The 13181-nt window shown below is 70.7% G+C and carries 11 protein-coding genes; 3 read left to right on the top strand and 8 right to left on the bottom strand.

Annotated elements, in window-relative coordinates; all coding sequences use genetic code 11:
- Positions 1 to 229: 229 nt before the first annotated feature.
- On the top strand, positions 230 to 844 hold the full coding sequence (locus ACIOWN_RS17725) for a hypothetical protein (protein ID WP_362354545.1): 615 nt from the start codon (positions 230 to 232) through the stop codon (positions 842 to 844).
- Between the two features lie 225 nt (positions 845 to 1069).
- Here ACIOWN_RS17725 and ACIOWN_RS17720 read toward each other — a convergent pair whose 3' ends face one another.
- From ACIOWN_RS17720 to ACIOWN_RS17700, 5 genes are all read right to left on the bottom strand, one after another.
- Positions 1070 to 1699 carry a hypothetical protein gene (locus ACIOWN_RS17720; protein ID WP_362354544.1) on the bottom strand — a complete coding sequence of 210 codons (630 nt, stop codon included), beginning with the start codon at positions 1697 to 1699 and terminating at the stop codon, positions 1070 to 1072.
- A 67-nt stretch (positions 1700 to 1766) separates the two neighbouring features.
- On the bottom strand, positions 1767 to 2468 hold the full coding sequence (locus ACIOWN_RS17715; RefSeq protein ID WP_362354542.1) for a ribonuclease HII: 702 nt from the start codon (positions 2466 to 2468) through the stop codon (positions 1767 to 1769).
- Positions 2469 to 2798: 330 nt separating this feature from the next.
- On the bottom strand, positions 2799 to 3707 hold the full coding sequence (locus ACIOWN_RS17710; protein WP_362354540.1) for an ADP-ribosylglycohydrolase family protein: 909 nt from the start codon (positions 3705 to 3707) through the stop codon (positions 2799 to 2801).
- 3 nt (positions 3708 to 3710) lie between these two features.
- The gene (locus ACIOWN_RS17705) at positions 3711 to 4379 is read right to left on the bottom strand and encodes a histidine phosphatase family protein (protein ID WP_401982677.1); all 669 of its coding nucleotides are present in this window, start codon (positions 4377 to 4379) and stop codon (positions 3711 to 3713) included.
- A 115-nt stretch (positions 4380 to 4494) separates the two neighbouring features.
- Positions 4495 to 5100: a YdbC family protein gene (locus ACIOWN_RS17700; protein WP_401982675.1), complete on the bottom strand. Its 606-nt coding sequence runs from the start codon at positions 5098 to 5100 to the stop codon at positions 4495 to 4497.
- A 155-nt stretch (positions 5101 to 5255) separates the two neighbouring features.
- On the opposite strand from ACIOWN_RS17700, the gene ACIOWN_RS17695 reads away from it, so the two are divergent.
- Positions 5256 to 5789, top strand: a complete 534-nt coding sequence (locus tag ACIOWN_RS17695) for a TerD family protein (protein ID WP_362354535.1) — start codon at positions 5256 to 5258, stop codon at positions 5787 to 5789.
- 64 nt (positions 5790 to 5853) lie between these two features.
- On the opposite strand, the gene ACIOWN_RS17690 is transcribed toward ACIOWN_RS17695, so the two are convergent.
- The gene (locus ACIOWN_RS17690) at positions 5854 to 8745 is read right to left on the bottom strand and encodes a vitamin B12-dependent ribonucleotide reductase (RefSeq protein WP_362357922.1); all 2892 of its coding nucleotides are present in this window, start codon (positions 8743 to 8745) and stop codon (positions 5854 to 5856) included.
- Between the two features lie 160 nt (positions 8746 to 8905).
- Entirely contained in the window at positions 8906 to 9460 is a 555-nt protein-coding gene (gene nrdR, locus ACIOWN_RS17685) for a transcriptional regulator NrdR (RefSeq protein ID WP_362357920.1), read from the bottom strand.
- A gap of 565 nt (positions 9461 to 10025) precedes the next feature.
- On the opposite strand from nrdR, the gene lexA reads away from it, so the two are divergent.
- Positions 10026 to 10805, top strand: a complete 780-nt coding sequence (gene lexA / locus ACIOWN_RS17680; RefSeq protein WP_100570721.1) for a transcriptional repressor LexA — start codon at positions 10026 to 10028, stop codon at positions 10803 to 10805.
- A 349-nt stretch (positions 10806 to 11154) separates the two neighbouring features.
- On the opposite strand, the gene ACIOWN_RS17675 is transcribed toward lexA, so the two are convergent.
- The gene (locus ACIOWN_RS17675) at positions 11155 to 13128 is read right to left on the bottom strand and encodes an ATP-dependent DNA helicase (RefSeq protein WP_362357055.1); all 1974 of its coding nucleotides are present in this window, start codon (positions 13126 to 13128) and stop codon (positions 11155 to 11157) included.
- Between the last annotated feature and the right edge of the window lie 53 nt (positions 13129 to 13181).

Raw genomic sequence — 13181 nt, 5'->3', positions numbered from 1 at the left:
GGACCGTCACAGGAGTCGCGGGGCGAGCGCCGGGTAGGGATATAAGCCGTGCGTCGCCCGATAACGGCCGGTGCCCTCAATTGCTCGTTGCCGCATCCCAGTTCGACAGGAAGAATTGAAGTCCGCTCCCCGCACGGCTCAGCCGTTGGCCGGTAGGGCTCTCCTGCGGTGTGCGCTCCCCCGAATCCGATCCCGCCCGCAGTGTGGGCGCGTAGCCGAAGGGAGGAACGTGACCTTCGGATTCGCTCCGTCCTCGGCGGCATCGTTGTCAACGTCCGCCACCTCCGCCCACCGGGTGCTCGAACCCGCGGAGTGGGCGGCCGCGGGCATCCCTCTGCTGCGCAATCCGCGGGAGGTCGTCAGCGGACTGCACGCCCGGCACCATCCCAGGCCCGCCACCGCCGTGATCGCGGTCCTCGACCCGGACGAGCGACTGCGGGCGAGTGCCTCCTTCGTCCGCCGGCAGGCGCCTGCCGACGGCTGGATGTCGCGCAACGCGCTGCTGGCCCAACTGCGCCAGGTCATCCCGCACGACCTGCGGCGCCGCACCCCGGTGCGCACCGCCGTACTGCTCTACTGCCGTGACGGGGACGCGCGTTGGACCGAGGAGGACGGTGCGTGGATGTGGGGACTGCGTGACGCCTGCACACTGCACGGGCTGCGCTGCGGGGCGTACATCACGCTGACCCGGGACGGCTGGCAGGTCCTCGGCGAGGGCCGCGGGGGCCGGCGGCCGCACGCGTACTCGACACCCGACCCCTTCGGCACCGCCGAGGCGCCACCCCCGCTGCCGCGCACCGGTGGCGCGGCCTCCGAGGTGCTGCGCCGCGCGGCCGCCCGCTGACGAACAGCACGTCCCCCGTCACCCGTTCGTGCCGGACGACCAACCGGTGTGCGCACGACGAAGGCGTCGCCGCCGGTCGGACGGCGCGGCGGGCACGACGTCGGCTTCCCTCGGCCCAGGACGCACTCAGGACCGCCGGACGGACCCTGGACCGCCGGACGGACTCAAGGCCGAATGGACTCGAGGCCGTACGGACTCAGGACCGCCGAGCGGGCCGGACGCGGCTCAGACAGCCGCGCCCAGCACCGAGTTGATCTGCTGCGGGTCACCGCAGACGACCAGCAGCGCACCGGCCTTGGTGTGGGCCAGGGACAGGGCCGTGGCACCAGCGGCCTGGGGGCCGCCGTTGATCGCGACCACGACCACGGGCCGGGACGCGGCACGCGAGGCCACGGCGGCGTCCGCGTAGAACACGTCGTCGCGCGCGTCGTGCTGCGCCCAGTAGGACGCCTCACCGAAGGACAGTTCGTGCGCGGCCCACGGATGCGACTCACCGGTGGTGATCACCAGTACGTCACCGGGGGCACGGCCCGACTCCAGGAGCATGTCGACCGCTTCCTCGGCGGCGTCGAGCGCACCGTCGGCGGAAGCCGGAACCAGTTGGATCTGCGGGGCCGCCGAGGCGGCGGGGGCGGTCGGCCGCGACGGCCCGGACTTGGCCGGGGCCGGCTCCCGCGACGCGCGCTGCGCCGGCGGCGCGGGCCGTGCGGCACCGGGACGACCGGGGCGCGGCGGAGCCGCGGGACGGGGGCCGGGAACGGGGCGGGGGGTCGGCGCGGTGCGGCCGGAAGACGGCGTGGCGCGGGGACCCTGGGCACTCTCGTGAATCTGAGGCTCCTCGGGAATGAGAGGCATGGGCTGATATTTATCAAACATTGGTGCGGCTCGCGTGGGCGGGTGCCACTTAGGCCGAGCGGAAGGATCAGAAGTCGAAGCCGAGCTGACCTTCGACCTCCGCAACGCCTCCGTCTGCCCAGACGCGGACCTTCTTGAGGTGCCGCCACCTGGGCAGCGCATCAAGATACGCCCACGACAGCCGGTGGTACGGGGTGGGTCCCCGCTCCTCCAGCGCGGCCTTGTGCACGGGCGACGGATATCCGGCATTGGCCGCAAAGCCGAAGTCTGCATGCTCGATACCCAGTTCGGCCATCATTTTGTCGCGGTAAACCTTGGCGATCACCGAAGCCGCCGCGACGGCCACGCACGACTGGTCGCCCTTGATGACCGTACGGACCCTCCAGGGGGCCCCCAGGTAATCGTGCTTCCCGTCGAGGATGACCGCGTCCGGAGGGACGGGCAGACCCTCCAGGGCACGCACCGCCGCGAGCCGCAGCGCCGCCGTCATCCCCAGGCTGTCGATCTCCTCCGGAGAGGCGTGCCCGAGGGCGTACGCGGTCACCCATGTCTGCAGTTCCGCGGCGAGTGCGGTACGCCGCTTCACGGTCAGCAGTTTGGAGTCGGTGAGTCCCACGGGCGGACGGCGCAGTCCGGTGACCGCCGCGCAGACGGTGACGGGACCGGCCCAAGCACCGCGCCCCACCTCGTCGACACCGGCAATGACCTTCGCTCCGGTCGTCGCCCTGAGGGAGCGTTCGACGGTGTGAGTGGGGGGTTCGTACGGCATGGCGCCCTTAGCGTACGCTGCGCGGATCCCGCTGCGACACCCCGCCTTCCCTTGGGCATCACCCCGCCCCGAACGCGGACGGCCGGGGTCCGGTGTGAAATCCCGTTTGTTCGCTCAAGCACATTCCGGCGTGGCGCGTCATCGCGACCCGGGCGGTGTCCCACACATCACTGTTCGCCCTGTCGGACATCGCTCCCCCGGCCGCAATTCAAGGGGAGTAGACATCCGGAAGAAGCTTGATTCGCGGCCCGTCCGCCCCTTCGGCGGTCACATGTGGAAGCGCTCCGCCCACGCCGGGTCGCATTCGCGAATCATCGCGCGAAGCGCAGGTCACAAGGACGACGGGACCCAGTCGGGCAGTGCCTCCGTGCGCCGCACCCACTCGGCGGGCGGGGCCCCGGCCTTCCCCGAGGCGAGCACCCCGCCCACGATGGCGCAGGTGGTGTCCACGTCACCGCCGGCCCGGGCAGTCGTCCAGAACGCGTCCTCGAAGTCGGCCAGACACCGGGCGGCCGACCAGAGCGCGAAGGGCACCGTGTCGTGCGCTGTCGTGCGCCGTCCGGAGCCGAGGACCGCGGCGACGGTGGCCACGTCGCCGTAGTCGAGCATGTCGCGGGCGCGCCGCAGACCGGCGCCGACGGCGCTCCTGGCCGGTACGAGGTCGATGACGCCGCCGAGCAGCGCCTGCGCGGTCGGCGGCCCGCCGGGCGCGGCGGCCAGTGCGGCCGCCGCGGCCACGGCCATGGCGCCCACGACGGCCTCACGGTGCTGGTGGGTGGGGTAGGCGGAGATCTCGGCCTGGTGGGTGGCCTGCTCCGGATCGTCCGCGTACCAGGCGCCCAGGGGCGCGGTGCGCATGGCGGCGCCGCTCCCCCACGACCCGTGCCCCTTGAACAGGGCAGGCGCCAGTGTGCGCCAGTCGCCGCCCTCGCTGATCCGCCGCAGCAGCCCCGCCGTACCCGCGCCGTACCCGCGCTCCGGTGCGTGGCGCCGGGCGAAGGACTGCGCCAGGGCGTCCTGGTCGACACGGTGGTGGGCGGCCAGGACGGTGATCACGGAACAGGCCATCTCGGTGTCGTCCGTCCACTGCCACGGGCCGGACGGCAGCTCGCGGCGCCTGAGCAGCGGGTAGTTCGCCGGGGCGAAGAACTGCGAGCCCAGCGCGTCCCCCACCGCGAGCCCGCGCGCACTGGCCAGCGCTCGTTCCAGGCGCACGCCCGGAGAGGAGTCAGGGGTCATCGCTCAGCCGCTCCATCCAGTGATCCCGTACGATTCCGGCTCGCGCCACCGCTCAAACTGACGATCGAGCGTGTAGCGGCCGTCGTCCCCGAGAACGAGCATCCGCATCTCGGCGTTCCCCGGGTTCGAGAGGCACTCGAACTCCGCGACGGTCCAGTGGAACCAGCGCATGCAGAACAGCCGCATGGCCAGGCCGTGGGTCACCAGGAGGACGTTGGGCGGGTGGTCGGGGTCCTCGAAGCTGCGGAAGAGGCTCTCCAGGAAGCCGCCGACCCGGTCGTAGACGTCGGCTCCGGACTCGCCCTGGGCGAAGCGGTAGAAGAAGTGCCCGTAGGCGTCCCGGTAGGTCTTCTGGAGGCGCACGTCGTCGCAGTCCTGCCAGTTCCCCCAGTCCTGCTCGCGCAGCCGCGGCTCTTCGCGCACGCGTATGAGGCTCGGGTCCAGGTGGAAGGCGTGGAGGGTCTCGTGGGTGCGCCGGTAGGGGGAGACGTAGACGCTCACGCGTTCGCGTCCGAGCAGTTCCCGCAGTTCCTTGCCGGTCTCCTCGGCCTGTCGCCGGCCCCGCTCGGTGAGTGCCAGCGCGTGGTCGGGCTCGCGCTCGTACACGGAGTCATCGACGTTGCCCGTTGACTCGCCGTGCCGGACAAGGATGATGCGCCGTGGTCGTGCCATGCCAGAACAGTAGATCGGGCCGGCGCCGTTCGAGGACTCCGGCGGGCCTCGTACGGCGCACATCACACAAATCGTGCGGCACGCGCCACACGCGCGCGTGGGCGTGCGTCCGCCGTCACACCGTCCAGGTGCTCTCGAGTTCCACGATGTCACCCGTGAGCGACGCCACGTCGGCCTCCGTCTGGGCACGCAGCGCGAGGCGCTCCACGCGCTCGGTGCGGTACTTGCCGTGCTCGGCGGAGGACTGCCACATGGACAGCACGAGGAACTCGTTGCCGGGGGCCTCACCGAACAGGCCGCGCACCATGCCGGGCGAGCCGGCCATCGCCGGGTTCCAGACCTTCTCCTGCATCAGCGTGAAGTGCTCGGTGCGCTCCTCGTGGACCCGGCAGAGGGCGACCCGCAGCAGGTCGGCGTCCGAGAAGCGGGGTTCGAAGCCGGTCTTCACGTCGAACCGGTAGTCGAACAGCCGGGCCTGGGCGTCCTTGAAGGTGCCGGCCTGCGCCGCGGCCAGCCGGTCGTGGGAGCGGGCCATGAAAGAGTCGTAGAGGGCGCGGCTCTCCCAGAAGGCGAAGATGTGCGCGACACCCGGCCGTACCCGGCTCCACCCGCCCCCCTGTCCCCGAAACCCCGGCTCTCCCAGAAGCCCCGCCCATTTCCGCTGCCCCCGCTCGAAGCCCCGGCGGTCCACCACGGTGCAGCGAATCCACTTGACCAGCACCGCGCCATCGTAAGGCCCTGGGACGTGGCCTCGGTCACTCTCGTGGGGACAGCGCCCGCGCAAGCGCCCCCGCGCGCGTGGCACGATGGACAACAAGCGCCCACGGAAGGGAAGTTGAGGCAGAGGGGCGCACAAGGTCGGTCAAAGGGAGCCAGATGAGCGGACTCAGCAAGGGGATCGGCAAGGTCGAGGTCGCGGTCAAGTGGGATCCCAGTCCCGCGGGGCAGCCGCCCACCGACCTGGATCTGGTCGCCGCAACCTACCGGGCGGGCGACCCGCATGGCGAACCAGCCTATGTGGTGCATTTCGACAGCCGCTCTCCCGACGGCACCATCTATCTCAACCGGGACAGCAGGGACGGCCAGGGCTTCGGGTGGGACGAGGTGATGACGCTGGAACTCGACCGGCTCGGCGACGGGTACGCGCGCGTGGTGGTCGGCGTCGTCATCCAGCAGCGTCCGGCACGCCGCACCTTCGCCGGCGTCCTCGCTCCCGGGATGCGCGTGCGAGAGGGGTACACCGTCCTCGCCGAGGACGACTTCGGCGGCGTCCTCGGCGCGACGGCGGCCACACTCGCGGAGTTCACGCGGAACGAGGCGGGCACCTGGGAGTTCCGCCCCGGCGTCCAGGGCTTCGAGGACGACCCGGAGGGCTTCACCCACAGCATGGGCCGGGCACGCCCGTCGTAGCCGAAACGCGGAAGGGGCGCCGGCCCATTGCCGGCGCCCCTTACTTCACGGCGTTGCCGTCCGATCAGCTGCAACCGCTGGTCGAGCCGCAGCCCTCGCAGATGTAGCAGGAGCCGGCCCGCTGCATCTTCGTGCCGCACGAGAAGCACAGCGGGGCGTCGGCCTGGATGCCGAGCTGCATCTCCACCAGCTCGGCGCTGGTGTGCGCCTGCTGGGGCGCGGGCTTGGCCGCCTCGACCTCGGCCTTCGGCGTGGCGACCGCCTTCAGGTCGGTCTGGCGTGGCGCCGACTGGGCCAGGCCCTCGACGTCGACCTCGTCGTCGGCCGGCTCGTAGGAGCCGGTCTCGAGGTGGCGCTGGCGCTCCTCGGCGGAGTGGATGCCGAGCGCGGAGCGCGTCTCGAAGGGCAGGAAGTCCAGCGCCAGGCGGCGGAAGATGTAGTCGACGATCGACTGCGCCATCCGCACGTCCGGGTCGTCGGTCATGCCGGCCGGCTCGAAGCGCATGTTGGTGAACTTCGAGACGTACGTCTCCAGCGGCACGCCGTACTGGAGGCCCACCGACACGGCGATCGAGAAGGCGTCCATCATTCCCGCGAGGGTGGAGCCCTGCTTGGACATCTTCAGGAAGACCTCGCCGAGACCGTCGTCAGGGTAGGAATTGGCGGTCATGTAGCCCTCGGCGCCGCCGACCGTGAAGGAGGTGGTGATGCCGGGCCGACCCTTGGGCAGCCGCTTGCGGACCGGGCGGTACTCGACGACCTTCTCGACCGCGCTGCGGATCGTGTCCTCGGCCTTCGCGGCGACCTCGGTCTTCTCGTCCTTCTTCTTCGCGGAGAGCGGCTGACCGACCTTGCAGTTGTCGCGGTAGATGGCGAGCGCCTTGACGCCCAGCTTCCACGCCTCGAAGTAGATCTCCTCGACCTCCTCGACGGTCGCCGATTCCGGCATGTTGACCGTCTTGGAGATGGCGCCGGAGATCCACGGCTGGATCGCGGCCATCATGCGGACGTGGCCCATCGGGGAGATGGCGCGCTCGCCCATGGCGCAGTCGAACACCTCGTAGTGCTCGTGCTTGAGGCCGGGGGCGTCGATCACGTTGCCGTGCTCGGCGATGTGGGCGACGACCGCCTCGATCTGCTCCTCCTGGTAGCCCAGGCGGCGCAGGGCCTGCGGGACGGTGCCGTTGACGATCTGCATCGAGCCGCCGCCGACCAGCTTCTTGAACTTGACCAGCGCGAGGTCGGGCTCGACGCCCGTGGTGTCGCAGGACATGGCCAGGCCGATGGTGCCGGTGGGCGCGAGGACGGACGCCTGGGAGTTGCGGAAGCCGTTCTTCTCGCCGATCCGCAGCACGTCCTGCCAGGCCTCCGTGGCCGCGGCCCAGACCGGCGTGTCCAGGTCGTCCATGCGGACGGCCGTGGCGTTGGCGTCGGCGTGCTGCTTCATGACCCGCAGGTGCGGCTGGGAGTTGCGGGCGTAGCCGTCGTACGGGCCGACGACCGCGGCGAGCTCGGCCGAGCGCCGGTAGGCGGTACCGGTCATCAGGGAGGTGATGGCTCCGGCGAGGGCGCGGCCGCCGTCGGAGTCGTAGGCGTGGCCCGTCGCCATCAGCAGCGCGCCGAGGTTGGCGTAGCCGATGCCGAGCTGGCGGTACGCGCGGGTGTTCTCGCCGATCTTCTGGGTCGGGAAGTCCGCGAAGCAGATGGAGATGTCCATCGCCGTGATGACCAGCTCGACGACCTGGGCGAAGCGCTCGACCTCGAAGGACTGGTGGCCCTGGCCGTCGTCCTTGAGGAACTTCATCAGGTTCAGCGAGGCGAGGTTGCAGGACGTGTTGTCCAGGTGCATGTACTCGCTGCAGGGGTTCGAGCCGTTGATGCGGCCGGACTCCGGGCAGGTGTGCCAGTGGTTGATCGTGTCGTCGTACTGGATGCCCGGGTCGGCGCAGGCCCAGGCGGCCTCCGCCATCTTGCGGAACAGGTCCTTGGCGTCGACCTGCTCGATGACCTCGCCAGTCATCCGCGCGCGCAGGCCGAACGTCCCGCTCTCCGAGACCGCCTTCATGAACGTGTCGTTCACGCGGACCGAGTTGTTGGCGTTCTGGTACTGGACGGAGGTGATGTCATCGCCACCGAGGTCCATGTCGAAGCCCGCGTCGCGCAGGGCGCGGATCTTCTCCTCCTCCTTGACCTTGGTCTGGATGAAGTCCTCGATGTCGGGGTGGTCGACGTCGAGGATGACCATCTTGGCCGCGCGGCGGGTGGCGCCGCCGGACTTGATGGTGCCGGCGGAGGCGTCGGCACCGCGCATGAAGGAGACGGGCCCGGAGGCGTTGCCGCCGGAGGAGAGCAGTTCCTTGGAGGAGCGGATGCGGGAGAGGTTCAGGCCGGCGCCGGAGCCGCCCTTGAAGATCATGCCCTCTTCCTTGTACCAGTCGAGGATCGACTCCATGGAGTCGTCGACGGACAGGATGAAGCAGGCGGAGACCTGCTGGGGCTGCTTGGTGCCGACGTTGAACCAGACGGGGCTGTTGAAGCTGAAGATCTGGTGCAGGAGGGCGTAGGCCAGCTCGTGCTCGAAGATCTCGGCGTCGGCGGGCGAGGCGAAGTACTTGTTGTCCTCGCCGGCCTGCCGGTACGTCTTCACGATGCGGTCGATCAGCTGCCTGAGGCTGGTCTCGCGCTGCGGAGTACCGACGGCACCGCGGAAGTACTTGCTGGTGACGATGTTGACCGCGTTCACCGACCAGAAGTCGGGGAACTCGACGCCACGCTGCTCGAAGTTGACCGAGCCGTCGCGCCAGTTGGTCATGACGACGTCACGGCGCTCCCAGGCCACCTCGTCGTACGGGTGCACGCCGGGTGTGGTGTGGATGCGCTCGATACGCAGTCCCTTGCCGGCCTTGGTGCCCTTGGCTCGGGAACCTCGTGCCGGACCGCTCGCCGTCTCTGTCATGCCGCCTCCCTGTACGGGCGTAAACGCCCTGAAGTGCCCCTGTTGTTCCGGAGCACGGTGTTCTGTCTGGCGTCGCGGGCACCCTCGCTGCCACCCACGACCGGTTTCACTCACCGCCGCCGAGCCGGGTCAGGACGCGTCGTCCTGACCGGCCCGCTGCTCAGTCGGCGGCGCCTGCGGGCAGGGGGACCTCAGCCGTCCCACCGCGCCCGCGGCCGTCTTCCTGGCACCCCGCGCAAGCGCCGTCGCCGTCCTGCGCGGCGGGGTGCACCGTTCCTTCTCTGAGTTCCGCGATGGCGGACTCGAAGTCCTCCAGCGAGTCGAACGCCCGGTAGACGGACGCGAACCGCAGATAGGCGACGAGATCGAGCTCCTTCAGAGGGCCGAGTATGGCGAGCCCCACGTCGTGAGCGGCCACCTCGGCGCTGCCGCTGGCGCGCACCGCCTCCTCGACCCGCTGGCCCAGCTGGGCGAGCGCGTCCTCGGTGACGGGCCGCCCCTGGCACGCCTTGCGCACACCGTTGATGACCTTGATCCGGCTGAAGGGCTCGGTGACTCCGGACCGCTTGACCACGATGAGCGAGCACGTCTCCACCGTCGTGAACCGACGGGAGCAGTCAGGGCACTGGCGGCGCCTGCGGATGGACGTGCCGTCGTCCGTCGTACGGCTGTCGACCACGCGGCTGTCGGGGTGCCTGCAGAAGGGGCAGTGCATGGACTCCAACCCTCCTCACAGCAGACTCAATGACCTCACCAGACCCACGGGCCCCGCGAAGCAGGCACAAGCATAGGCGATGAACGGCGGCGCGAAGACCGGGGGGAACACAATCTGTGGGCCGCTGTAGCCATCCAACCACTACATGTGGGGATCGACTCCAGTGGGGCAGGTGATACACGCGTGTCGTGTGATGCGGCCACGCGGCGTGCACCGGCGTCGCCGCGCGCAACACGCCGCGGTGGCGCCCGCGCCTGCCGGGGAGCCTACGGAGATACCGTGAGCGCCGCACGGAGGACGCGTGGGACTCCCGGGCGGACGGGAGGCGGCACCCGGATGACGGCATACCGGATGGCAGACTGGGGCAGCCGCCCACGAGGGCGCCGTCCCGGCGGTGAAGAGTACAACAATGAGCGCTTTTGCCTGCCGGTCAGCGCACTGCCCTTACACCCAGATACGTGATCAAGTCCGGCTCTCGGCGTTTTTTCACTCGAACGTGTGTTTGGCGCAACCTTTCGAAAGCAACTACCGTTGTGCCGGAGGGAGACCATCGAGAGGGGCCGACGTGACCACCACCGCAGACAGTGCCACCATCACTGCCCAGGACCGCTCCCAGGGCCGACTCGAGCCGGTGCATGCGATGAACGAAGCCACGAATCCCGAGGGGCACAAGCGCTCCCTGCCGGGCCGACCTCCGGGCATCCGGGCGGACAGCTCGGGCCTCACCGACCGTCAGCGCCGGGTGATCGAGGTCATCAGGGACTCCGTGCAGCGGCGCGGCTACCCGCCGTCGATGCGGGAGATCGGGCAGGCGGTCGGCCTCTCCAGCACCTCCTCGGTCGCGCACCAGCTGATGGCCCTGGAGCGCAAGGGGTTCCTGCGGCGTGACCCGCACCGTCCGCGCGCGTACGAGGTCCGCGGCTCCGACCAGGCCACCGCGTTGCAGCCGACGGACACGGTCGGCAAGCCGGCCGCCTCGTACGTCCCTCTGGTCGGCCGGATCGCCGCCGGTGGCCCCATCCTCGCCGAGGAGTCGGTCGAGGACGTCTTCCCTCTTCCCCGGCAGCTGGTCGGTGACGGAGAACTCTTCGTCCTGAAGGTCGTCGGCGACTCGATGATCGAGGCCGCGATCTGCGACGGCGACTGGGTCACCGTCCGCCGTCAGCAGGTCGCCGAGAACGGCGACATCGTGGCCGCGATGATCGACGGCGAGGCCACCGTCAAGCGCTTCAAGCGCGAGGACGGCCATGTCTGGCTCCTCCCGCACAACGCGGCGTACGAGCCGATCCCGGGCGACGAAGCGACCATCCTCGGCAAGGTGGTGGCGGTCCTGCGGCGCGTCTGAGTACCGCGCCGGGCGGACTCGCCCACCTGCCCCCTTGATCGGGCCCCGGGACCCCTGCGCCGGTTCCGGGGCTCCGTGCTGTGCGGTGCCTGGTCGTACGAGGCGGCTCCCTCGTCATAGTGCTTTCGGACCGTGGGGGTGGGGGGGGGGGCGGCCCGGGCGGGGCCCCCCCCCCCCCCCCGGGCCCCCGCGGGGGCCCCCCCCCGGGGGGGGGCCCCCCCGCCGCCGCGGCGGGGGGGGGGGGGGGGGGGGCGGCGGCGGGGCGGGTCGTCGGGGGGGCCCCCCGGGTACTTTGGTTTGCGGGGGGGGGGGGGGGCCGCCCCGCCCCCGCCCCCCCCCACCCCCACGGTCACTTGCCCTCCTGCTCGGCCACCGCGTTGATGGCCGCCAGCGACTTGCGGACCTGGTTGCGGTCCGTGGTGTGCCAGAAGTCGGGCAGCGACGCCTTCAGATAGCCGCCGTACCTGGCCGTCGCCAGACGCGGATCCAGCACGGCGACCACACCCCGGTCCCCCGAGGCCCGCACGAGACGTCCGGCGCCCTGGGCCATGAGGAGCGCCGCATGGGTGGCGGCCACCGCCATGAAGCCGTTGCCGCCGGCGTCCTCCACGGCCTTCTGGCGGGCGCTCATCACCGGATCGTCGGGGCGCGGGAACGGAATCTTGTCCATGACGACCAGCTGGCAGCCGGGTCCGGGGACGTCCACGCCCTGCCAGAGCGACAACGTGCCGAAGAGGCACGTCTTCGGGTCCGCCGCGAAGTTCTTGATCAGCTCGCCCAGCGTCTCCTCGCCCTGGAGCAGGATCGGAAACTCGGGGATACGGCCCCGCAGCTCCTCGGCGGCCAGCTGGGCCGCCCGCATGGAGGAGAACAGACCGAGCGTGCGTCCGCCCGCCGCCTGGATCAGCTCCGTCAGCTCGTCGAGCATGTCGCCCCGGTCACCGTCCCGCGCGGGACGCGCCAGGTGCTTGGCGATGTACAGGATGCCCTGCTTGCGGTAGTCGAAGGGGGAGCCGACGTCGACCCCCTTCCACCGCGGCACGTCGTCGCCCTCGGTGCCCTCCGGCGCGAGACCGAGGGAGGCGCCGACGCCGTTGAAGTCCCCGCCGAGTTTGAGGGTCGCCGAGGTCAGGACGACGGAGCGGTCCGCGAAGAGCTTCTCCCGCAGCAGGCCCGAGACGGACATGGGAGCGACGCGCAGGGAGGCGCCGAAGCGGTCGTGGCGCTCGTACCAGACGACGTCCCACTCGGAACCGTTGGTGATGCGCTCCGCCACGTCGTGCACGTTCTCCACCGAGGCCAGCGCCTGTTTGCGGACGGCGTCCTCGTCCTGGACCGCCCTGTCACGGGTCGCGCCCAGGGCGGAGATGACATTGCGCGAGGCGTCCCGCAGTGCCAGCAGCACATAGCCGAGGTCCTCGGGGATCTCTTCCAGGCGGCCGGGCAGGGCCAGTTCCATCAGACGCTCGAAGCCCTCGGCCGCGGTCTGCAACTGATCGGCGGCCTTCTCGTTCACCAGCTTGGCGGCACGGCGCACCGCGCGGTTGACCTGGCCGGGGGTGAGCTCACCGGTGGCGACGCCCGTGACCCGTGAGACGAGCTCGTGCGCCTCGTCGACGATGAGCACCTCGTGCTGCGGGAGGACCGGCGCGCCCTCGATGGCGTCGATCGCGAGCAGCGCGTGGTTGGTGACGACGACCTCGGCGAGCTTGGCGTGCTCACGGGCCATCTCGGCGAAGCATTCGGCGCCGTAGGCGCACTTGGACGCGCCCAGGCACTCCCGCGACGAGACCGACACCTGCGCCCAGGCCCGGTCGGACACTCCGGGTGTCAGGTCGTCGCGGTCGCCGGACTCGGTCTCGTCGGCCCAGTCGCGCAGCCGCAGCAGGTCCTGGCCCAGCTTGCTGGTCGGCGCGGCAGCCTCGAACTGGTCGAACAGTCCCTCCTCCTCGTCCTGCGGCATGCCTTCGCGCAGGCGGTGCAGGCACAGATAGTTCGACCGGCCCTTGAGCATGGCGAACTCCGGGCGGCGGCGCAGCAGCGGGTGCAGGGCGTCGACCGTGCGCGGCAGGTCCCGCTCGACGAGCTGGCGCTGGAGGGCGAGGGTGGCGGTGGCCACGACCACTCTCTCCCCGTGGGCGAGGGCGGGCACGAGGTAGCCGAGGGACTTTCCGGTGCCGGTGCCGGCCTGGACCAGCAGATGCGAGCCGTCGTCGATCGCGTCCTCGACGGCTTGGGCCATGGTCACCTGGCCGGGGCGCTCCGAACCGCCGACGGCGGCGACAGCGGCATGCAGGAGTTCGGGGAGGGAGGGCTTCGTCATAGCGCGACCACCCTACGGCTCGGGACTGACAATCGGGCGATCAAGGCGAGTTC

The sequence above is a fragment of the Streptomyces sp. NPDC087787 genome (assembly GCF_044743035.1).
Taxonomy (GTDB): domain Bacteria; phylum Actinomycetota; class Actinomycetes; order Streptomycetales; family Streptomycetaceae; genus Streptomyces.
This window is presented reverse-complemented; position numbering and strand designations above follow the sequence as displayed.